The following is a 21,940-nucleotide window of genomic DNA, read 5'->3' as shown; positions in this document are numbered from 1 at the left end:
CTGGCTCGCGGAGCGGGACTGAGGGGTAGTCTCTTTGCCGACGGGTTTGTGACGTACAGCACTACCGAAACATATCGCGTAGTACGATGATTCCCCTCTATGCCGAGGGGGATTATTGAGTATCAGGAAGGAGGAGGATATGGCCAAGGAGACCGGCGAGAAGCTCATCGTTCAGAACAAGAAGGCCCGGCATGATTATGCCATCGAAGACAAGTACGAGGCGGGACTTGCGCTGACCGGCACCGAGGTGAAGTCGCTGCGCGAAGGGCGTGCCTCGTTGGCGGAGGCGTTCGTCTCCATCGACCGTCGTGGCGAGATGTGGTTGGAAGGCGCCAACATTCCCGAATACCTGAACGGCACATGGAACAACCATGCCCCCAAGCGCAAGCGCAAGCTGTTGCTGCATCGTCAGCAGATCGCCAAGCTCGCCCGAGGCATCGAGGCCAAGGGATACACGATCGTGCCGTTGAGTCTGTATTTCAAGGACGGGCGCGTCAAGGCTGCCATCGCGTTGGCCCGAGGCAAGAAGGAATTCGACAAGCGTCAGGCGTTGCGCGAGGAGCAGGACAAGCGCGAGGCGTTGCGTGCCATGCGGTACGCCAATATGCGGCACTGATACGGGCTATGTGTCGGTTAGCGGACGCCGGCTGTGCGGCGTCTGTATGCCGGTTGGCGGTTGTTGGTTGCAGGTTGCCGGATGGGTGGCTGCTCATATCACGCCGCCGGCAACGGGCATTCTTCGCGCCAGTCTCAGCATTCCTGCCGCCGAACGTATCCGCCATATGTCCACAACGTGAACAGAATCTCGCAATGGTAATCATGCCGTAGCATTGCGGTCCTACTCTCTGAGCCAACTGGGAAATATACCCGCCCAGCCGACTTTACGGAGAGAGGAAATCCAATGTCTTTCAGCATGGGAATGAAATCCATGACGGCTGCCGCTGTGAGCGCGGCAATGCTTATCGCCGTGGCTGCCTGCGGCACCACCGACAGCGCTACCAGCGATACTTCGAATGGTGATTCCGGTTCGTCCAGCAAGACCAGCACACAGGGATTCGACACCAGCAGCATCAAGAAGGATGATGCCATCGCCGCGCTGCTGCCTGATTCGGTGGCGGGCGACGGCACGTTGACTGTCGGCACCGATACCTCGTATGCACCGGCCGAGTTCCTGGCCGAGGACGGCAAGACGCCGGTCGGCTTCGACGTCGACCTGTCCAAGGCCTTGGCCGCCGTGTTCGGCCTCAAGGAGGAGACTGTCTCCTCGACCTTCGACTCCATCATTCCTTCGGTCGGTTCCAAGTACGACATCGGCATCTCCTCGTTCACCGTGACGAAGGAGCGTCTGGATGCCGTTGATTTCGTCACCTACTTCAAGGCCGGTTCCACGTGGGTCACCAAGAAGGGCAACCCCGACAAGGTCGACACCTCGAACTTGTGCGGTGTCAAGGTGGCCGTGCAGACCGGCACCACGCAGGAGGAGGAAGTCACCGCTGCCAATGACCAGTGCAAAGCGGATGGCAAGGATGAAATCGACATCCAGTCCTCCAAGCTGCAGACCGATGTGACCACCGCCGTGGCGTCCGGCAAGGCGTCCGTGTTCTACGCCGATTCCCCGGTGGCCGGCTATGCCATCGAGCAGACCGGCGACACGTTGGCCGCACTTGGCGACGACACCGGTGTGACGCCGGAGGCCGTGGCCATCAAGAAGGGCGATTCTGCCACCGCCGAGGCGGTGCAGAAGGCCATGCAGAAGCTGATGGATGACGGCACCTACCAGAAGATTCTCGATACGTGGGGTGTGTCCTCCGGCGCCATCGACAAGGCCGAAATCAATCCTGCGGTCGACGAGTGAGCGTGGGCCAGTGCGTCTGTGGGCGGCCCGCGAAGCGTGCTGGTGCATGGCGCACATGGTGAGACGACGAAGGTTCTGAGATGACAAAAGCTCCCGACATGGGAGCTTTTGCATATGTATGCACTATAGTGTATACATATGCTTATTCGTTGGCTACGGTCTGAAGGCAGGTCATCTGCTGCGTAGGGCAAGGCCATAACGACAGAGAGAAGAAGAGACCATCATGCAGTTCAAGAAGACCAAGGCTATTGCCGCCGCTGCCGTCAGCGTCGCCATGCTGTTCGCCGTAGCGGCCTGCGGCACCACCGATGAATCCGCCACCGGTTCGGATGCCGCCAATGGTGATACCAAAGCCATCACCAGCTATGATGTGAGCTCCGTGAAGCAGGACGACGAGCTCGCCGCCCTGCTTCCGGACTCCGTCAAGGCCGATGGCAAGCTCACCATCGGCACCAACCCTTCCTACGCGCCGGCCGAGTTCCTGGACACGGACGGCAAGACCCAGATCGGCTACGATATGGATCTCGCCCATGCGCTAGGCAACATCTTCGGCCTCAAGACCGAAGTGGTCTCCTCCAACTTCGACACCATCATCCCGGCCATCGGCTCCAAGTACGACCTCGGCATCGCCGCGTTCACCATCACCAAGGAGCGCATGGAATCGGTCGACTTCGTGTCCTACTTCACCTCCGGCATGGCCTACGCCGTAGCCAAGGGAAACCCGAACAAGGTCGATGAGAACAACCTGTGCGGTCTCAAGGTCGCCGTCGAAACCGGCACCGTCGAGGAAGAGGCCATCAACGAAACCGCCAAGCAGTGCAAGGCGGATGGCAAGGAGGACATCACCATCCAGTCCTCCAAGCAGCAGACCGACGCCACCACCGCAGTGGTGACCGGCAAGGCGGACGTGTTCTTCGCCGACTCCCCGGTGGTCGGCTACGCCATCGCACAGACCGGCGGACAGCTGGAACAGCTCGGCAAGGACTTCGATTCCGTGCCGAACGCCATCGCTATCAAGAAGGGCGATTCCGCCACCGCCGAGGCCGTGCAGAAGGCCATGCAGAAGCTGATGGACGACGGCACCTACGGCAAGATTCTTGAGCACTGGGGTGTCGAGTCCGGCGCACTGACCAAGGCGGAGATCAACCCCGACGTTCAGTGACCGTCTGACTGGTTCGATGTCCATGAATGGGACGCCTGTGTTCGTCGTAACACGGACGCCCCATTCATGCGTTAAGGTGCATCGTTAGTTCAAGGCTGTGGGAAACGGCTCCAATACATCACAAGGAATCTCGAATGGCGAAGAAAGAAATCGACGGCGAAGGATTGGACATCCCCAACCGCATCAAGGCCCTGCCGGTCAAGCGTCCGGGGCCGATTGTGGCTGCGGTGATCGTGGCGCTGCTGGCAGCGATGCTCATCCAGGGCATGATCACGAACCCACGACTGGAATGGGCCATCGTGTGGAAGTACCTGTTCAACGAGAACGTGCTGGAAGGCATCCGCTACACGCTCGAGCTCACCGTGATCTCCATGGTGGTGGCGATCATCCTGTCCGTGATCCTCGCGATCATGCGCAAGTCCATCAACCCGGTGCTGCGCGGTGTCAGCTGGTTCTTCATCTGGTTCTTCCGCGGAACCCCTGTATACACGCAGTTGATCTTCTGGGGCCTGTTCTCCGTGCTGATTCCCAAGCTCAGTCTCGGCGTGCCATTCACCTCCATCGAATTCTGGAGCATCGATTCGTCCGTGGTGGTCACCGCGTTCAACGCCGCATGGATAGGCCTGGCGCTGAACGAGGCCGCTTATCTGTCTGAAATCGTGCGCGCCGGTCTTGAAGCCGTCGACCCGGGCCAGACGGAGGCCGCCGAAGCGCTCGGCATGAACCGTTCGCTGATCATGCGTCGCATCGTGCTGCCGCAGGCCATGCGCATCATCATCCCGCCTACCGGCAACGAGACCATCGGCATGCTGAAGACCACATCACTGGTCACCGCGGTGCCGTTCACCCTGGAACTCCAGTTCGCCACGAACGCCATCGCCAACCGCATCTACAAGCCTATTCCGCTGCTGCTGGTGGCATGCTTCTGGTATCTGCTCATCACTTCCATCCTGATGGTGATTCAATCCCGTCTGGAGAAGCACTTCGGCAAGGGCTTCGACGCCCGCGCCATGGGCACGCGCGGCAAGCAGCCGCCGCTGCCCGGCAAGACCGAGGGTGAACCCAAGGATGACGTGAACAAGCTCAACGAGGCCGCGTTCACCGGCATGACCGCGTGAAGCAAGGGGAGAGGCAATCATCATGACTGAAACAACTGCGTTCCAGACCGGGCTCCCGAACCAGGCCGCCGGCGTCGTCCCCGCCATCAGGGCCACCCAGGTGCACAAGGCATTCGGTTCCCTCCACGTGCTCAAAGGCATCGACCTGACCGTCATGCCCGGCACGGTGACCGTGATCCTGGGACCTTCCGGCTCCGGAAAGTCCACCTTCCTGCGTCTCGTCAACCAATTGGAGACGCTGACCGGGGGCTCCATCGAAGTCAACGGCGAACTCATCGGCTACAAGCATGTCGACAAGAACGGCCAGGACATGCTGCAGACCCTGAACGACAAGGAGATCGCCGCCCAGCGTTCCCGTCTCGGCATGGTCTTCCAGCGGTTCAACCTGTTCCCGCATATGACCGCGCTGGAGAACGTGATGGAGGCGCCGGTCCACGTCAAGCGCATGCCCAAGAAGGAGGCCCACGATCTTGCCGTCGCCGAATTGGAGCGCGTCGGCCTCGGTGATCGTCTCGACTATTACCCCGCGCAGCTGTCCGGCGGACAGCAGCAGCGCGTGGCCATCGCCCGCGCGTTGGCCATGAAGCCCGAGATCATGCTGTTCGATGAGCCGACCTCCGCGCTCGATCCCGAGCTCGTGGGCGAAGTGCTGAGCGTCATGCGTTCGCTCGCCAAGGATGGCATGACGATGGTGTGCGTGACCCACGAGATCGGATTCGCCCGTGAGGTCGCCGACCAGGTGGTGTTCATGGATGGGGGAGTCGTCGTGGAAAAGGGCGGCCCCGAGATCATCGAACATCCGACCGAGCCGAGGTTTAAGGACTTTCTACAGCATGTGCTGTAGAAAGGCTGTTCATATTACCTCAGCACTGTCGTGCTTCGGCGTCGCCTACGTACAGTCCACTGGACTGTCCGTTTTACGGCTCCGCAGCATGTGCTGTAGAAAGGCTGTTCATATTACCTCAGCACAGGATAAGTTCTTTTTCCCTCTCTTAAACGGGAAGGGGAAGGACGGATTCTGGGCATATCACCACCATAGGGATGACGTCTCTAGGCGTTCTGGGCATATACGTATCACGAAAGGGCGGTTTCGCCGTCGTTCGTGAACCGCATATGCCCAGAACGCCGTATTTTGTATCGATATGCCCAGAATAATTGGTAGGGATATGCCCGGAACTTGTGATAGTCAGTGGAGGTATGCCCGGAACTTGTGATAAGTGACAAAGGCATGCCCGGAACGTGTGCGGAGTGAGCGGGGCCGGCGGCCGGTTGAGGCCGGTGGCTCGGTTTTCCTGAGTGCTTTGAGATGTGACGATAGTATTGCAACAGGCCGGGTTGTTCGACTCAGGACATATGCGTCCGCTAGGCTGGTGAGCCATGTGTGGAATTGTTGGATATGCAGGAAATGTCGAAACCGCGTGCGGCAAGCCGCTTGAGGTGTGTCTTCAGGGTCTGGCGCGGTTGGAATACCGTGGCTATGATTCGGCCGGTGTGGCGCTGAGCGCGCCTGGTATGGATACGGTGGCCGTGCGCAAGAAGGCCGGCCGACTGAAGAACCTGGTCGCAGACATCGAGCGCAAGCCCATGCCGCTTGCCACCGTGGGCATCGGCCATACGCGTTGGGCCACGAACGGCGAGCCGAGCGATGTGAACGCCCACCCGCACACCAGCATGGACGGCAAGGTGGCCATCATCCACAACGGCATCATCGAGAACGCCTCCCAGCTGCGCCTCGATTTGCAGGCCGAAGGCTACCGTTTCGCCTCCGCCACGGACACTGAAGTGGCAGCCAAGCTGCTCGGCAAGATCGTGGACAAGATCATCGCCGAGCAGGGCAAGCCGGATCTGTTCGAGGCCGTCCGCCGCATGGCCCGTATGCTGCAGGGCGCATTCACCATCCTGGCCACCGACTGCCGCCAGCCGGACATCGTGGTCGGCGCCCGTCATGACTCCCCGTTGGTGGTGGGGCTCGGCGAGGGTGAGAACTTCCTCGGCTCTGATGTGGCCGCGTTCGTGGCCTACACCAAGCAGGCCATGGAAATCGATCAGGATCAGGCCGTATGCGTGTCCGCCGACAAGGTCGTCGTCACCGACTTCGACGGTAACGTGGTGGCCAATCCCAAGACCTACACCGTGGACTGGGACGCCTCGGCCGCTGAAAAGGGCGGCTGGGATTCCTTCATGGACAAGGAGATTCATGAGGATCCGGCCGCCGTGCAGCGCACGCTGCTGGGCCGGTTCGACGCCAAGGGCGACATCGCACTGGACGAGGTGCGCATCGACGAGCATGATTTCAAGGCCATCGACAAGATCATCGTCGTGGCCTGCGGCACGGCCGCATATGCCGGCACCGTGGCCAAATACGCCATCGAGCACTGGGTGCGCATCCCGGTGGAAGTGGAACTCGCCCATGAGTTCCGCTACCGTGACCCTATTCTGACCCCGCGTACCTTGGTGGTCGCCATTTCTCAGTCCGGCGAGACCATGGACACGCTGATGGCCCTGCGGCATGCCCGCGAACAGGGCTCCAAGGTGCTCGCCATCTGCAACACGCAGGGAGCCTCCATACCGCGTGAATCCGATGCGGTGCTGTACACGCACGCAGGGCCGGAGGTGGCCGTAGCCTCCACCAAGGCGTTCGTGGCGCAGATCACCGCCGCCTATCTGCTGGGCCTGTATCTGGCGCAGGTCAAGGGCGCGATGTTCCGCGACGAGATCCGGCAGGTGCTCGATTCCCTCAAGGACATGCCGCGCAAGATCCAGTGGGTGCTCGACACCCAGCCCAAGGCCATCCAGACAGCCGCCGAACGCATGGTGAACGCCAGCTCCTTCCTGTTCCTCGGCCGTCATGTCGGCTACCCGGTGGCGCTTGAGGGCGCGTTGAAGCTGAAGGAGATTGCCTACACGTTCACCGAGGGCTTCGCCGCCGGCGAGCTCAAGCACGGGCCGATCGCACTGGTGGACGAGGGTGAGCCGGTAGTGTTCATCGTGCCGCCGGAGCGTGGACGCAACGTGCTGCATGCCAAGGTGATCTCCGGTATCGAGGAGGTCAAGGCTCGCGGTGCCTATATCATCGCCGTGGCCGAACAGGGTGACCCCGATGTGGAGCGGTATGCGGACGTGGTGTTCTGGCGTCCTGCCTGCCCGACGCTGATGAGCCCGCTCGTGGATGTGGTGCCGTTGCAGCTGTTCGCCATGGATATGGCCCAGCTCAAGGGCTACGACGTTGACAAGCCGCGCAACCTCGCCAAGTCCGTCACCGTCGAGTGAGGCTATCGGCCGCTGCGGCGTGCTGAAGGAGCCACTAGTCGGTTAGGAGGAAACCATGCCACGTCCGCATCGATACGTGACCGAGGAGCCACATATCCCATTCGAGCTGGACGTGCTCTATGAGGACGAGCGGATTATCGTGGTGGACAAGCCGCATTTTCTGGCCACCATGCCTCGCGGTATGTGGTATCGGCAGACGGCGTTGATCCGGTTGCGCGAGCGGCTGGGGGAGCCAGACATCACTCCCGCGCACCGCTTGGACCGCATGACCGCCGGCGTGCTGGTCTTCGTGCGGGACAAGGCATCACGTGGGGCCTACCAGATGCTGTTCCAGAATAAGCAGGCCGCCAAAGTATATGAATGCCTTGCCCCTTGCCGCCCGATCGCGCGTCCCCGATACGGCACCATCGAACCGATTGCCCCGCCGCGTCCGTTCCCGCTGGTGCGGCGTTCCCATATCACCAAACTGCGTGGCACCATGGCCGCCTTCGAGGAGCCCGGCACGGTCAACGCCGAAACCCTTATCGAACGTGGCGAACGGCTCATGCCGGTGGCACCTGTACGTCTCCCATCGCATGCCCTGTATGGCGTGCGTGCTTCTGCGTGCCGCTTTGAGACCACGCCTGTGCGGCAAGACCATTCCGGTCTTCCCGGCGATGCGGGGGACGCAGACATCGCCGGTCTTGCGGGTATCTCCCGTATCGCCGGTATCTCCCGCCTCGTGGACGCCTCCCGTATCGCCGGCCTCGAGGACGGCATTCATGCCGATGCGGCAGGTTCGATGACCTGTCGCTACACCTTGCACCCGCGTACCGGCAAGACCCACCAGCTCAGGGTGCATATGAACTCGCTCGGTCTGCCCATAGTCGGAGATGATTTCTACCCGCGCATAGAGACCCGTGCGTACGACGATTTCAGCCGTCCTTTGCAGCTCGTCGCCCGTCGGCTGGCCTTCATCGACCCCATCACCGATGAGCCGCGTGAGTTCGTCTCCCGCGTTCCGCTGCAAGCCGCGTCATGCCGTCGCCATCCATAAGCCTGCAGGGCGGCACCGTATCCCCCTGAACGTCGCTGCATAATCATAATGCCTGTGCAGTGCCGTTTAGTACCGTGCAATGCTGTGCAGTACCGCGCAATACCGCGCAGCTGGGCTGTACAGCATTGCTGGGCAGCCCAGCCCAGAATCCCTCCCAAAACGGGTCGAAACATAAGTTATTGATGGCATCGGTTTATGTTTCGACCCATTCCGCACCCTCGAAACGGGTCGAAACATAAACCATAGACTGCGAAAACTTATGTTTCGACCCGTTTCTTCCAACTGCCCCGTGTGAAGCTGTATGCATTGCGGCTAGAGTGAAACGCCTGACGACTTTCCGGCGTACGATACCGGTGTAGACGCAAGGATGCGTCGACCATAATCGGCGTGTGCCGATTCAGGAAGGTCGTAATAATGAACAAGTCGTCGAGTGACAGTGTTGCTGATCAATCCGAGATCCAATTATGCATTGCGGGCGTGAATGCGGCTACGCGTAAACGAATGGTCCGTCGAATGCACAAAGGTGAGGTGGTCAGCCCATATCGTGGCATATATGCGGAGTCGTCCTATTGGAGCGGCCTGAATCCCAAGCAACGTATTCTGCATGTGCTGGAGGCATTGTCCCGTTGCCATCCAAGCTGGGTGTATGCAGGGCTCAGCGCAGCTGCGGCGATGGATTTGGATTATCCATGGTCTTTGTTGACCGATGAGAGCATTTACGTCGCATACAACTCAAGCAGACAGGGGCATATGCGGTCGCAGACGAAGCCGATTTTTGTCTCCTCGGATGCGGCGCTTACCACTCGCTTCGCTCTTGGGAACAGGACGGTGTCCGTGCTGACTACAACCGTGGGAAGGGCTCTTGTGGATTGCGCGTTGCGATATCCGTTTCGTGTGGTGCTGGGCATGTTTGATTCGGCGTTCCGACGCAAACTCGTTGATGCTGAGAGTGTTATAGAGGAATGCGATCATCTTCATAGCGATTGCGGTCCGGTGTTTCGTCTGCTCCATTACACAGATGCGCGTAGTGAAAACGGTGGGGAATCGTTGTGCCGCGCCACGATGATCGAACGCGGTTTCGCCGTTCCGCAATTGCAGCATGAATTTATCGATCCGGAGAACGCGTGGCATTCACGACGGGTCGACTTCGTATGGCATACGCCGGATGGCCGCATCATTGTCCTTGAATATGATGGGGCCCGGAAATATGTCGATCCAGCGATGACGAAACGACGTGACATACACCAGGTGGTGGCCGCGGAGAAGTCACGGGATGATATGCTGCTGCGCGCTGGGGTGACGACGGTAGTTCATGCCACCTATGACGATGTGGTAGACAGCAACGCAATTTGGGTGAAACTGATGCGGGCGCAGGTTCCTTTGACGGGTGCCAATTGGCTGTATGAGCGAGAATAGCGTGGCTGATGGCGCGAGCTGAGGGTGATGGCTGAGGTCGGGGAGAAATCATATGGAAGGGCTTGTTCGTCGGCGCGGCGTGGGCGTGGGTGTCGGCGCCAGTCGTTCGGATGACTTCTCCCGGCAGCATACGGGTCGAAACATAAGTTATTGATGGTATCGGTTTATGTTTCGTCCCATTCCGCACCCTCGAAATGGGTCGAAACATAAACCATAGACTGCGAAAACCTATGTTTCGACCCGCGCTCGGCGAAATCGGAGTTCCAGAGCGGCTCAGCAGGAGGCAGTCACTCGCTCAAATCGCGTACAGAGCCGCGTTCGACGAGTTCAGGGGGAATGACGGTTTTGATGCCGGTTGGCACTTTCTCTCCCTCGCATTGACGGCGGACCATGGAGAAGGCAGTGGCTCCGACATCCTTGAACCGCAGTCGCATGGTGGTGAGATTCAGCCGTGGCACCATGTCCGCCAACGAATCGTCGACGCCGACGACGCTGACATCGTCAGGCACGCGCTTGCCGGCGGATTGCAATCGAGAATCGCGCCATAGGCCATCTGGTCGTTGGCAGCGTAAATAGCCGTGCAGTCGGGGTCATGAGCCAAGGCGACGCCTGCCTGATAGCCGGAATCCGCGCACCAGTCTCCGATGTACATGCTGGGCACCGGGGCTCCGATCTGCTCGAGCGCCTCGCGCCATCCTCGGGCGCGGCTTTCCGCGGCTCGGGATGTGGCAGGGCCGGCGATGTGGTACACCGTTTTGTGGCCTTTGCTCATCAGATAATCCACGATGGCGGTGGAACAGCCGTATTGGTCGGTGTCCACCGTGGGACAGTGGTCTGCGGCGCCTTCGGAGATAAGTACTACAGGGAGCTCTTTTGGTGGCTTGTATCCCGCGAAGTCGGAGATGCGCTCCTCGAGCACCACGATGACGCCATCCACGGGTTGCTGCTGCATGCGCTCGATTGCGGCGGCCAGCGTGCGCTCCGAGCCGTGGCGCATGGTCTGGATGGTGATGGAGTAGTCGTCATCCGCGGCGCTCGAAATGATGGAATCCAAGATACGGGAGTTACCGAAGGATGATGTGTTGAACATGACGACGCCGATGTCCTGGAACTTGCCGCGTTTGAGCGCGCGGGCGGCGTAGTTCGGACGGTATCCGAGGCGTTGCATGACGGCTTCGACCCGTTGACGGGTCTCCGGTTTGACCGCGTCGCTGCCATTGGCCACGCGGGATACGGTTTGGGGGGACACGCCTGCGGTTTTCGCCACATCCTGCATGGAGACTTGTGAAGACTTCGCCATTATGACCCCCGGTATGGAACCTACGACTGCTGCTATGGCTTGCTGCGCCACATCGTATGATGTCATACATCATCGAAAACGGCAACGATAACATCATTGTTTTCGTGACCATTGTACCAGCATTGAGGAAAACACAGTATTCAACACGGCTGTTCGGTGATTGGACAAGATGATAAATGGTGTTATTATGATAACGCAAACATTTTTGTTAGGGATGGGTGTACCGCCGTAATGGCTTTAGTGATGTAGCCATGACGGAACACTTGTCTACAGCCTTCGAAGGAGAGGGGTTGGAATGGCCTCAGCTGATGTTGCTGCCACTTCCGTGAAAACGGACGGGGCGCGCGTGAATAAGCATAAGGCGGATTGGCGTGGTTGGAAGTTCATGTGGCCTTTTGCGGTGGTGTTCGTGTTCGTGTTCATCATCCCGATCGTGTACGCGGTTTACATCTCGTTCTTCAAGAAGCAGATGATCGGCGGCACCCGGTTCGTCGGTGTGGAGAACTATGCGCGGCTGTTGCAGGACGGCCAGTTCTGGTCGTCGGTTGGTCGTGTGGCCTTGTTCACGGTGGTGCAGGTGCCGATCATGCTGTTCCTTGCGGCGGCGATGGCGTTGGCGATCGACAGCATGAAGCTGCATGGCACGAAGTTCTTCCGTATCTCCACGTTCCTGCCGTATGCGGTGCCGGCGGTGGTGTCGACCCTGATCTGGGGTTTCGTGTATGGCGCGAAGTACGGTCTGGTGGGTTCCCTGAACGGTTTCCTGGGTACGGACATCGACATGTTCGACCCGAGTGTGCTGCTGGCGTCGATCGGCAACATCAATACGTGGGAGTTCACGGGTTATAACATGCTGATCTTCTACAGCTCGCTGTCCACGATCCCGCATTCCCTGTATGAGGCGGCCTCGATCGACGGCGCGAGCGAGTGGCAGATCGTCAAGTCGATCAAGCTGCCGGAGTTGAGGGGTTCCTTGGCGATCACGGTGATCTTCAGCATCATCGGCTCGTTCCAGCTGTTCAACGAGCCGAGCATTCTGCAGAGCATGGTGCCGGGCAATGCGATCACGACGTATTACACGCCGAACATGTACGCGTACAACCTGTCGTTCTCCGGCAACCAGTCGAACTATGCCGCCGCCCTGGCGATTGTGATGGCGGTGATCACGATGGCGATCGCGTACGCGGTGCAGTTGAGGAGCATGAAGGAGCAGATGAGGTGATGCGCCCGGTGGCTGTCTCGAGGATGATTGTGATTGTGTCTGTGATCGTGAAGGAGCGTGCGTGATGAGTGCAGCTGAGACTTCCGCCCGTGTGTCGGCGGCGGGGCTGAGGGCCCAGGAGCGGGCCGCGAAGAAGGCGGAGAGGGAGCGTCAGAGGAGGATCGAGAGGGACGAGGCCGCGGAGCGCAGGCGCGCGGCGAAGGCCGGGTTCGCGAACGTGAATAACCCGAGGCGTTCCATGCTGATGACGGTGTTGTGCGCGGTGTTCGCCGTGTACTGCCTGTTCCCGTTCGTGTACCTGCTGATCAACGCGACGAAGACGCAGGCCGACTTCACGTCGACGTTCGGCCTGGGCTTCGGCAAGTCGTTCGCCCTGTGGGACAACATCGTGACGGTGTTCACCTACCAGGAGGGGATCTTCGGCCGCTGGCTTATTAACACGCTCCTGTACGTGGTGGTGGGCGCGGGCGGCGCGACCCTGCTGGCGATTATGGGCGGCTACGCCTTGGCGAAGTTCCGCTTCCCCGGCAGGAAGGCCGTGTTCGCGGTGATCATCGGCTCGATCAGCGTGCCGGGCATCGCGCTGGCGGTCCCGCAGTTCCTCCTGTTCGCCAAGCTGGGCCTGACGAACACGCCGTGGGCCATGATCATCCCCTCGCTGATCTCCCCGTTCGGTTTGTACCTGATGTGGATCTTCAGCGAGCAGGCGGTGCCGACCGAGCTGCTGGAGGCGGCACGCGTGGACGGCGCCTCGGAGTGGCGCACGTTCTGGACGATCAGCATGCCCCTGCTGGCTCCCGGCATCGTGACGACCGCCCTGTTCACGATCGTGGCGACGTGGAACAACTACTTCCTGCCGTTGATCATGCTCAAGGACTCGAACTGGTATCCGCTGACCATCGGCCTGAACCAGTGGAAGGACCAGGCCTCGACCGCCGGCGGCCAGGCGATCCAGAACCTCGTGATCACCGGCTCCCTGATCACGATCATCCCCCTGGTCATCGCGTTCCTCATGCTCCAGAAGTACTGGCAGTCCGGCCTCGCCGCCGGCGCAGTCAAGGAGTGAATCCTCCTTATGGAGACATTCCTCCTGCTGTGCATAGTGCAGATTCCGCCCAATAAGCGGTAGCGAGCAGGCGAGTATCTGGCCGGTGAGCCGTTTCCCATGGCTCACCGGCTTCTGTTCCATCGAAGTAGATGGAATGTCGATGGAGATATCACTACGCAAGTAAGGACAAACGATACCAATGACTGAACATAGGACGTTCAATTGGCCGCAACCGCTCGAGGGGCAGAAGCCCCGCATCTGGTACGGCGGCGACTACAACCCCGACCAGTGGCCCGAAGAGGTCTGGGACGAGGACATCGAACTGATGAAGAAAGCCGGGGTCAATCTGGTCTCCGTCGCCATCTTCTCTTGGGCCAAGCTCGAGCCCGAGGAAGGTGTCTATGACTTTGATTGGCTCGACCGCGTCATCGACAAGCTAGGCAAGGCCGGCATCGCCGTCGATCTCGCAACCGGCACCGCATCCCCGCCGATGTGGCTGACCCAGGCCCACCCGGAGATCCTCTGGGTCGACTACCGCGGTGACGTCTGCCAGCCTGGCGCACGCCAGCACTGGCGAGCCACCAGCCCGGTGTTCCTGGACTACGCGCTCAACCTGTGCCGCAAGATGGCCGAACACTACAAGGACAACCCTTATGTGGTCTCTTGGCATGTGAGCAACGAGTACGGCTGCCATAATCGCTTCGACTACTCCGAAGACGCCGAGCGTGCCTTCCAAAAGTGGTGTGAAAAGCGTTACGGCACCATCGACGCCGTGAACGATGCCTGGGGCACCGCCTTCTGGGCTCAGCGTATGAACAACTTCTCCGAGATCATCCCGCCGCGCTTCATCGGCGACGGCAACTTCATGAACCCGGGCAAGCTGCTCGACTGGAAGCGCTTCAGCAGCGACGCACTCCTCGACTTCTACCGCTCCGAACGCGACGCACTGCTGGAGATCACGCCCGGCAAGCCGCAGACCACGAACTTCATGGTCTCCGCCGGCGGCACCGGCCTCGATTACGACAAGTGGGGCTATGACGTGGACTTCGTGTCCAACGACCATTACTTCACGCCGGGCGAGGCTCACCTCGATGAGCTCGCATACTCGGCATCCCTCACCGACGGCATCGCGCGCAAGAACCCCTGGTTCCTGATGGAACATTCCACCTCGGCCGTCAACTGGCGCCCGATCAACTATCGTGTGGAGCCCGGCGAACTGGTGCGCGACTCCTTGGCGCATCTGGCCATGGGCGCCGACGCCATCTGCTACTTCCAGTGGCGGCAGTCCAAGGCCGGCGCGGAGAAGTGGCACTCCTCGATGGTGCCTCACGCGGGTGCCGACTCCCAGATCTTCCGCGATGTGTGCGAACTGGGTGCCGACCTAGGCAAACTGGCCGACGAAGGTTTGTTGGACACCAAGCTGGTCAAATCCAAGATTGCCGTCGTGTTCGATTACGAGTCCCAGTGGGCTACGGAACATACCGCCACGCCTACTCAGGAGGTACGCCATTGGACCGAACCGCTTACGTGGTTCCGCGCGTTGGCGGACAACGGTCTTACCGCCGACGTGGTGCCGGTCCGCGGCCCCTGGGACCAGTATGAAGCTGTGGTGCTGCCGAGCCTGACCATCCTTTCGGAAGAGACCTCGCGCCGTGTGCGTGAATATGTGGCGAATGGCGGCAAGCTGTTCGTGACCTATTACACCGGTCTGGTCGATGAGAAGGATCACGTCTGGCTGGGCGGTTACCCCGGCTCCATCCGTGATGTGGTGGGTGTGCGCATCGAGGAGTTCGCCGCCATGGGCGACGATTTCCCGGGCGCTATGGATCATCTCGACCTTACCAACGGCGCCGTGGCTCACGATTTCGCCGATGTCATCACCTCCGTGGCCGATACCGCCCACGTGGTGGCCTCCTTCAAGGCGGACAAGTGGACCGGATTCGACGGCGCGCCAGCCGTCACCGTCAACGACTTCGGCGACGGCAAGGCGGCGTATGTCGGTGCTCGTCTGGGCCGTGAGGGGCTCGCCAAGACATTGCCGGCATTGCTGGAGGAGCTTGGTATCGAGACCCCTGCTGGAGACGACCGTGGTGAGGTGCTGCGCGTGGAGCGCGCGGACGCCACGGATGAGAACCACTTCGTGTTCCTGTTCAACCGCACGCATGAGGTCGCCGTGGTGGATGTGGAAGGTGAACCGCTGGTCGCTTCGCTGGCGCAGGTCAACGAATCCGAGCATACGGCTGCGATTCGGCCCAACGGTGTTCTGGTGGTGAAGCTGTAGCGGTAACGCCGCTGTCTGATTGATGCGCCGGCCTCTGCCTTGTGTGGAGGCCGGCGCATTGGCATAGATTGCGAACATGCGCAGCACGGATCCCATGCGATCGCCGCAGTATCCGGATGGGTCATGATTCGATTGGGGTCTGCCGGCCGGGTTCTAGTATGCCGTGCCTGTGAAATTCGTCGATTATATCGTGGCTCCTCTTGCCAGGGGAGCTGGCCCTCGCGAAGCGGGACTGACGGGTAGTCAATTTGTTGACGCATTTCTGGCGCAGCATGCTAGCGATCGTTGTAATGCTTGGCTGACCTCCGTAGTGGGGGCGGATTGTCGACTGGATGAAGACTACTTTCGCAAACCGGAATGTAAGCGCTTACGCCAATTATTCCGGAATTGTGGATAGTGTTTGCGATAACACGCCGATATTGGCGCGCTTGCGTTCGTTGGCGGAGTGTGTATACTTGCAGATGTTAACGCAATCATAGTTGTTGGAGATGGCGATTGGAGCCACATCTCAGGGTCGAGGGGAATTCCAAGGAATTTGAATCGATTGCAGCTGGTGGTTGCGAATGACATACATATGAATCGTTCTGGACGGTTCAAGGAAGGAAAACAGAACGATGAAGTTCACCGCTGCAAAGAAGGCCGTCGCCCTTACTGGCGCCGTGACCATGCTGGTATCCGTTGCCGCCTGCGGTTCCGACAGCAACTCCAGCAGCCAGCCTGCACAGGAGAGTGATGTGCAGGAGATCACCGTGTGGGCTTGGGAGCCCACGCTGACCCAGGTCGCCAAGGATTTCACCAAGGAGACCGGCATCAAGGTCGACCTGAAGAACGTCGGCACCAACACCAAGGAATACACGCAGCTAGACAACGCCATCGAGGCCGGCTCGGGCGCCCCGGATGTGGCCCAGGTCGAGTACTACGCCATCCCGCAGTACGCCATCAAGGGCAACCTGCTTGACATCACCGACAAGACCTCCGGCTTCGAGGACTTCTACACCCCTGGCCCGTGGGCATCCGTGCAGTTCGGCGGCAAGGTCTACGGCCTGCCGATGGATTCCGGCCCAATGGCCTTCTTCTACAACAAGGAGGTCTTCGACAAGGCCGGCGTTGACGCCGAGCAGATCAAGACCTGGGATGACTACTACGAGGCCGCCAAGAAGATTCACGCCCTTGGCGACAACTACTACATCACTTCCGACACTGGTGACGCAGGCTTCTACGACTCGATGACCTGGCTCGCCGGCGGACAGCCGTTCAAGACCTCCTCCGACGGCTCCGAAGTCACCATCAACCTGACCGGTGACGAGAACGTGCAGAAGTTCAACGAATACTGGCAGAAGCTGCTCGATGAGGGCCTGCTCGACACCAAGACCGCCGGCTGGTCCGAGGATTGGTTCAAGGGCATGGTCGATGGCACCATCGCCTCCCTGCTCACCGGTGCCTGGATGCCGGCCAACCTGGCCAACTCCGCTGCCGGTGGCGCCGGCAAGTGGCGCGTGACCCAGATGCCGACTGCTGACGGCTCCGCCACCAACTCCGAGAACGGCGGTTCTTCGCTGGCTGTGCTCGCCTCCTCCAAGAAGGCCGAGGCCGCCTACAAGTTCATCGAGTACGCGAACCACGGCGACGGTGTGGCCACCCGTGTGGCCGGTGGCGCCTTCCCGGCTGACAAGGCTTCCATGGAGGCTGATTCCTTCAAGAACGCCACCACCGTCAAGAACGCCGATGGTCAGGACGTCGACTACTTCGGCGGCCAGAAGTACAACGAGGTCCTCGCCCAGGCGGCTGAGAACGTGTCCTCCGACTACCAGTTCCTGCCCTTCGAGGTCAAGGCCCGCACTATCTTCGGCGACTACGTCGGCAAGTCCTACACCGGCGACCAGAAGCTCGCCGATGGTGTAGCCGCTTGGCAGAAGGCCCTGCAGGATTACGGCAAGGATCAGGGCTTCACCGTCAAGTAAGCCAATGAGGCAAAGCCTGATGATCTGACGGTTCCCCATACCGTTTCCGATTGAACGAGCCCCTGAGGTGCATGCCTCAGGGGCTCGTCGTATTTGCATTGCCCCCCTTTCGGCCGATTCAGAGGATGATAGTAGACTCTGCACCATGGGCATGATCGGACGGCGACTTTCAAGAATGGCTACGGCAGTTGTGGCTGCAATCCTTTCCGTATCCCTTGCCTCATGCGGGCAGGCCACGCAGGACAATCGCACGCAGATCACCGTGTGGAGCTGGGAACCCAGCATGGGCAAGGTCATCAGTCGATTCGAAAAGGCCAATCCGGACATCAAGGTCAATTGGACGAACATTTCCGGCTACAACAATCTCAACACCGCCATCCAGGACGGATACGGCACCCCTGACGTGGCGCAGATCGAATACTATGCATTGCCGCAGTATGCGGTCTCCGGCCAACTGCTCGACCTGACCGACCGTCTTGGCTCCGATTACGCCAACTTCTACACGGGCGGTACATGGGCCTCGGTGCAGCTTGCCGGACGAATATACGGTCTGCCGATGGACTCCGGTCCGATGGGGTTCTTCTACAATGACGACATCTTCACCCAGGCCGGCGTCGATGCCACGCAGATCAAGACATGGGATGACTACTACGAGGCTGCGAAAAAACTCAAGGACATCGGCGTTTATATCGCAGCCGATGCGGGAGACGGCAGCTTCTACGATGCGATGATCTGGCTCGCCGGAGGCCAGCCGTTCCACACGTCGACCGATGGGAAAACCGTCACCATCGATCTTGAGCATGATGCCGGAACCCAGCGATTCACCGAATTCTGGCAGCGCATGATCGATGAGGGGCTAGTCGACACCACGTCAGCCACATGGTCCGACCGGTGGAAAACACGTGTGGGCAACGGGACCATCGCATCCGTGTTCATGGGAGCCTGGATGCCATCATTGCTGCTCGCCAACGTGCCGGGCGCGGCAGGCCTATGGCGCGTGACCACAATGCCTACCTATGACGGTCAACCAGCCAACGCGGAAAGCGGTGGCTCCGCGTTGACCGTATTGCAGCTCACCCGCAAGCCGGACGCGGCATACCGATTCGTTGACTTTGTCGCCCATGATGCGCAGGGCATCAGTGCGCGCGTGGCCGGCGGCGCATTCCCCGCCGACTATGCCACGCTGAATTCCGAGAGTTTCCTGGACAAGACCACCATCACGAATGATGATGGCATCGAAATCCCCTATTTCGGGGGGCAGAAGTTCAACCGAGTACTTTCCGAGGCCGCCGAGGACGTATCCGTGGGATACCAGTATCTGCCATTCGAGGTATATGCGCGCAGTGATTTCGAATCCACCGTAGGCAAGTCCTACAAGTGGACAAGCGACTTCCAGGCGTACCAGCTTCGGCAGGCCGACATCGATCTGGGGCGGAAGGACGCCAACGGCAAGCCTTTGCAGCCTCTGACGGATCCGGGCAAGAAGATCAGCCTTGAAACGGGACTCGCCCAATGGCAGAAGGACCTGAAGGAATACGGATTCAATCAGGGCTTCACCATCAAATAGACAACATAGCCTAACCCACTACCGCATGTTGCGTGCGTAGATATGCGCCATGCCCTTGAAGATGAGATCGGGGTCGTAGACGTCGATCTCATCGGTGTCGCCCTCGAACACGCGCCCGAGACCGCCGGTGGCGATCACCGTGAAGTCCTCGCCGCCGAGCTCCTTGCGGAACTGCTCGATGGTGCGCTCCACGCCGCCCAGGAACGTGTAATACAGTCCCGCCTGCATGCACACTTTGGTGTTGGTGCCGAGGATCGTGGTCGGTCGGGTGATCTCCACCTCCGGCAGTTGCGCGGTGTCGCCCCACAGGGCCGCGGCACCGGTCCGGATGCCGGTGGTGATTACGCCGGCATCGATCACGCCGTTGGCGTCCACATGGGTGAATGTGGTCGCCGTACCGAAATCGGCCACCAGTACCGGGCCGCCATATTCGTTGTAGGCGCCCGCGCAGTCGGCCAGGATGTCGGCACCCAGGGACTTCGGGTCGTCCACGCGCACATTCATGCCGGTCTTGACGCCGGGGCCTATCACCATGGGATCGAGTCCGAAGAACTTGATGATTGAGGAGCGGAAGGAATGCATCACCTTCGGCACCACCGAACAGATGATTACATCATCCACATCATCCGGGGTGAATCCGCTCATATGCAGGAATTCCGTGAGGAACAGCCCGTATTCGTCAGACGTGTGATTTGCTTTCGACGTAATGCGGTACGTGCCCACATTCGTATTGCCCGACTTGCCATCCAAAAAACCGATGACGATGTTCGTGTTGCCGATATCGACGGCCACCAGCATGATAACCCTCCAACGTCGAGATGGATTTCAAGGGTTATTCTACTCCCGCGTCTATGATGGGGCAGCGGTGGTCGACCCGACTGGGCGGCCAACCGGCTTATTGGAACTGCATATGTTCATAACCATGCATAGTGCATATTGAATATCAAGAATCACAGAGGAATACCCATGTCACAAGACAATGGTGCACAAGATAATGGTGCGCACGCCGGCAGCGGCGCAACCGGAGCGAACGGTACCGAATCCACGACTGCGGCGACCACGGACGCCAGCCTCGCCGCACGAGCGAAGAACCCGAAGAAGAACGGTCCCAAGTGGTGGCTGATCTCCCTGATTGCAGTCATCGCGGCGATCGCGGTCGTCGTGGGCGTCACGTTCGCCTTTTCCGCGAACGACGAAGGGCAGACGGACACATCCGGCGCATCCGGCGCCAAATATGCCGACAGCGTGACCGTCGGCCTCAAGCTCGCCCCCACCAACCTCGACATCCGCACCACCGCTGGCTCCGCGCTTGACCAGGTGCTCATCGGCAACGTGTACGAAGGCATCGTGGCGCGCGACTCCAAGAACCAGGTGGCCCCCGCCATCGCCTCCAGCTGGGAGGAATCCAAGGACGGCCTGACCTACACCTTCCACCTCAACAAGAACATGACCTTCTCCAACGGCGACAAGCTGGATGCCGAGGATGTGGCCTGGTCCATCAACGAGCTCATCGCCAAGCAGTATCATGACGCCGAGGCGCTCGCCGCCGTGATCAAGGTCGAGGCCAAGGACGCCGACACCGTAGTCATGACCCTGAAGACCCCGAACTCCAACCTGCTGTGGACGCTGACCGGCCGCGCGGGTCTGGTGTTCGACAAGGACGCCAAGTACGACCTCAAGACCCAGGCCATCGGCTCCGGCCCGTACACCGTGTCCAAGTTCGTCGAGAACAGCTCGATCACCCTCAAGGCCAACGAGAAGTACTGGGGCAATAACAAGGCCAAGACGCCCACGGTGGTCATCAATTACCTGGCCGACGACAATGCTGCGGTTAACGCCCTCAAATCCGGCGACGTGCAGGTGCTCGCCCCGATCACCGAGACCCTGGCCGAGCCGTTCGCGTCCGATCCGGACAAATACACGGTCAAGGCGGGCAACGGCACCGACAAGTACGTGCTCGCCTTCAACAACGCCTCCGGCTCCAAGCTTGCCGACAAGCGCATTCGCCAGGCCATCCGCTACGCGATCAACCACAAGGAGATCATCGCCTCACGCGGCGGCGCTGACAAGGCGCTCGGCGGCCCGATCCCGTCCCTCGACCCCGGATACGAGGACCTGACCGGCCTCTACCCGTACGATCAGGCCAAGGCCAAGTCATTGATGGCCGAGGCCGGCTATTCCACCGATAAGCCGCTCGAACTGAGCTTGACCTATGCGAACATCTACGGCACCGAGCTCGGCGACCAGCTGCGCTCGCAGCTGAAGCCCATCGGCATCGACCTCAAGGTGAATGTGGTGGAGTTCTCCACCTGGCTTCAGGACGTGTACACCAACCACGACTTCGACATCTCGCTCGTGGACCACAACGAAAGCCACGACTTCTATTCCTGGGCCGATCCGACCTACTACTTCGGCTACGACAACAAGGACGTGCAGAAGCTGTACAACGAGGGCGTGGCCGCCACCTCCGACAAGGAGCGCGACGCCAAGTTCGCCGAGGCCGCGAAGCTCATCTCCGAGGACGCCCCGGCCGACTGGCTGTTCAACTACCGTGTCACCACCGCCACCGCCAAAGGGGTCGAAGGCTTCCCGTTCGACCTGAATCAGACGGTGATGCCGCTGTACGACGTGACGTACACCAAGTAGCCGCGGCTCGCGAAAACCTCGGCTCCTCTCTCCGATGGGGGCTGTCGCGATGGGAGCT

Annotated in this window: 15 protein-coding genes and 1 pseudogene; 14 read left to right on the top strand and 2 right to left on the bottom strand. The window is 60.1% G+C overall.

Annotated elements, in window-relative coordinates:
* The first annotated feature begins 139 nt into the window (after positions 1–139).
* The 8 genes from smpB to BREU_RS01995 all read left to right on the top strand — a co-directional run bounded on the left by smpB (position 140) and on the right by BREU_RS01995 (position 9,857).
* Positions 140–616, top strand: coding sequence for an SsrA-binding protein SmpB (gene smpB / locus BREU_RS02030; RefSeq protein WP_044090122.1), 477 nt, complete (start codon positions 140–142; stop codon positions 614–616).
* Positions 617–901: 285 nt separating this feature from the next.
* The gene (locus BREU_RS02025) at positions 902–1,855 is read left to right on the top strand and encodes an ABC transporter substrate-binding protein (RefSeq protein ID WP_044090123.1); all 954 of its coding nucleotides are present in this window, start codon (positions 902–904) and stop codon (positions 1,853–1,855) included.
* A 223-nt stretch (positions 1,856–2,078) separates the two neighbouring features.
* Entirely contained in the window at positions 2,079–3,017 is a 939-nt protein-coding gene (locus BREU_RS02020) for an ABC transporter substrate-binding protein (RefSeq protein WP_044090124.1), read from the top strand.
* A gap of 134 nt (positions 3,018–3,151) precedes the next feature.
* Positions 3,152–4,135 (top strand): amino acid ABC transporter permease, encoded by a 984-nt coding sequence (locus BREU_RS02015; RefSeq protein ID WP_044090125.1) that lies wholly within the window; start codon positions 3,152–3,154, stop codon positions 4,133–4,135.
* A gap of 22 nt (positions 4,136–4,157) precedes the next feature.
* Positions 4,158–4,979, top strand: a complete 822-nt coding sequence (locus tag BREU_RS02010; protein ID WP_044090126.1) for an amino acid ABC transporter ATP-binding protein — start codon at positions 4,158–4,160, stop codon at positions 4,977–4,979.
* 533 nt (positions 4,980–5,512) lie between these two features.
* Positions 5,513–7,405, top strand: coding sequence for a glutamine--fructose-6-phosphate transaminase (isomerizing) (gene glmS / locus BREU_RS02005; protein ID WP_044090127.1), 1,893 nt, complete (start codon positions 5,513–5,515; stop codon positions 7,403–7,405).
* Positions 7,406–7,511: 106 nt separating this feature from the next.
* Positions 7,512–8,441: a pseudouridine synthase gene (locus tag BREU_RS12260; protein WP_414133014.1), complete on the top strand. Its 930-nt coding sequence runs from the start codon at positions 7,512–7,514 to the stop codon at positions 8,439–8,441.
* A gap of 414 nt (positions 8,442–8,855) precedes the next feature.
* Entirely contained in the window at positions 8,856–9,857 is a 1,002-nt protein-coding gene (locus BREU_RS01995) for a hypothetical protein (protein WP_052381984.1), read from the top strand.
* Between the two features lie 287 nt (positions 9,858–10,144).
* Here the strand turns inward: BREU_RS01995 and BREU_RS01990 are convergent.
* Positions 10,145–11,133: pseudogene (locus BREU_RS01990) on the bottom strand (LacI family DNA-binding transcriptional regulator).
* Positions 11,134–11,452: 319 nt separating this feature from the next.
* Between BREU_RS01990 and BREU_RS01985 the strand changes: the two are divergent.
* The 5 genes from BREU_RS01985 (at position 11,453) to BREU_RS01965 (ending at position 19,236) form a co-directional block, all read left to right on the top strand.
* Positions 11,453–12,379, top strand: a complete 927-nt coding sequence (locus BREU_RS01985; protein ID WP_044095769.1) for a carbohydrate ABC transporter permease — start codon at positions 11,453–11,455, stop codon at positions 12,377–12,379.
* A gap of 64 nt (positions 12,380–12,443) precedes the next feature.
* On the top strand, positions 12,444–13,445 hold the full coding sequence (locus BREU_RS01980) for a carbohydrate ABC transporter permease (RefSeq protein WP_044090617.1): 1,002 nt from the start codon (positions 12,444–12,446) through the stop codon (positions 13,443–13,445).
* Positions 13,446–13,626: 181 nt separating this feature from the next.
* Positions 13,627–15,708, top strand: a complete 2,082-nt coding sequence (locus BREU_RS01975; protein ID WP_044090618.1) for a beta-galactosidase — start codon at positions 13,627–13,629, stop codon at positions 15,706–15,708.
* 614 nt (positions 15,709–16,322) lie between these two features.
* The gene (locus BREU_RS01970; RefSeq protein WP_044090619.1) at positions 16,323–17,669 is read left to right on the top strand and encodes an ABC transporter substrate-binding protein; all 1,347 of its coding nucleotides are present in this window, start codon (positions 16,323–16,325) and stop codon (positions 17,667–17,669) included.
* A 145-nt stretch (positions 17,670–17,814) separates the two neighbouring features.
* On the top strand, positions 17,815–19,236 hold the full coding sequence (locus BREU_RS01965) for an ABC transporter substrate-binding protein (protein WP_044090620.1): 1,422 nt from the start codon (positions 17,815–17,817) through the stop codon (positions 19,234–19,236).
* Between the two features lie 18 nt (positions 19,237–19,254).
* Here the strand turns inward: BREU_RS01965 and BREU_RS01960 are convergent, their stop codons facing one another.
* Entirely contained in the window at positions 19,255–20,034 is a 780-nt protein-coding gene (locus BREU_RS01960) for a type III pantothenate kinase (RefSeq protein ID WP_044090621.1), read from the bottom strand.
* A gap of 168 nt (positions 20,035–20,202) precedes the next feature.
* Here BREU_RS01960 and BREU_RS01955 point away from each other — a divergent pair, with 168 nt between their 5' ends.
* Positions 20,203–21,882 (top strand): ABC transporter substrate-binding protein, encoded by a 1,680-nt coding sequence (locus tag BREU_RS01955; protein ID WP_044090622.1) that lies wholly within the window; start codon positions 20,203–20,205, stop codon positions 21,880–21,882.
* Positions 21,883–21,940 lie beyond the last annotated feature (58 nt).

The organism is Bifidobacterium reuteri DSM 23975 (assembly GCF_000741695.1).
In the GTDB taxonomy this organism is placed as follows: domain Bacteria; phylum Actinomycetota; class Actinomycetes; order Actinomycetales; family Bifidobacteriaceae; genus Bifidobacterium; species Bifidobacterium reuteri.
This window is presented reverse-complemented; position numbering and strand designations above follow the sequence as displayed.

Excerpts from the sequence above, each read along its gene's own strand:
- smpB (WP_044090122.1), top strand. The coding sequence starts at position 140 with ATGGCCAAGGAGACCGGCGAGAAGCTCATCGTTCAGAACAAGAAGGCC.
- BREU_RS02025 (WP_044090123.1), top strand. The coding sequence starts at position 902 with ATGTCTTTCAGCATGGGAATGAAATCCATGACGGCTGCCGCTGTGAGC.
- BREU_RS02020 (WP_044090124.1), top strand. The coding sequence starts at position 2,079 with ATGCAGTTCAAGAAGACCAAGGCTATTGCCGCCGCTGCCGTCAGCGTC.
- BREU_RS02015 (WP_044090125.1), top strand. The coding sequence starts at position 3,152 with ATGGCGAAGAAAGAAATCGACGGCGAAGGATTGGACATCCCCAACCGC.
- BREU_RS02010 (WP_044090126.1), top strand. The coding sequence starts at position 4,158 with ATGACTGAAACAACTGCGTTCCAGACCGGGCTCCCGAACCAGGCCGCC.
- glmS (WP_044090127.1), top strand. The coding sequence starts at position 5,513 with ATGTGTGGAATTGTTGGATATGCAGGAAATGTCGAAACCGCGTGCGGC.
- BREU_RS01995 (WP_052381984.1), top strand. The coding sequence starts at position 8,856 with ATGAACAAGTCGTCGAGTGACAGTGTTGCTGATCAATCCGAGATCCAA.
- BREU_RS01985 (WP_044095769.1), top strand. The coding sequence starts at position 11,453 with ATGGCCTCAGCTGATGTTGCTGCCACTTCCGTGAAAACGGACGGGGCG.
- BREU_RS01980 (WP_044090617.1), top strand. The coding sequence starts at position 12,444 with ATGAGTGCAGCTGAGACTTCCGCCCGTGTGTCGGCGGCGGGGCTGAGG.
- BREU_RS01975 (WP_044090618.1), top strand. The coding sequence starts at position 13,627 with ATGACTGAACATAGGACGTTCAATTGGCCGCAACCGCTCGAGGGGCAG.
- BREU_RS01970 (WP_044090619.1), top strand. The coding sequence starts at position 16,323 with ATGAAGTTCACCGCTGCAAAGAAGGCCGTCGCCCTTACTGGCGCCGTG.
- BREU_RS01965 (WP_044090620.1), top strand. The coding sequence starts at position 17,815 with ATGGGCATGATCGGACGGCGACTTTCAAGAATGGCTACGGCAGTTGTG.
- BREU_RS01960 (WP_044090621.1), bottom strand. The coding sequence starts at position 20,034 with ATGCTGGTGGCCGTCGATATCGGCAACACGAACATCGTCATCGGTTTT.
- BREU_RS01955 (WP_044090622.1), top strand. The coding sequence starts at position 20,203 with ATGTCACAAGACAATGGTGCACAAGATAATGGTGCGCACGCCGGCAGC.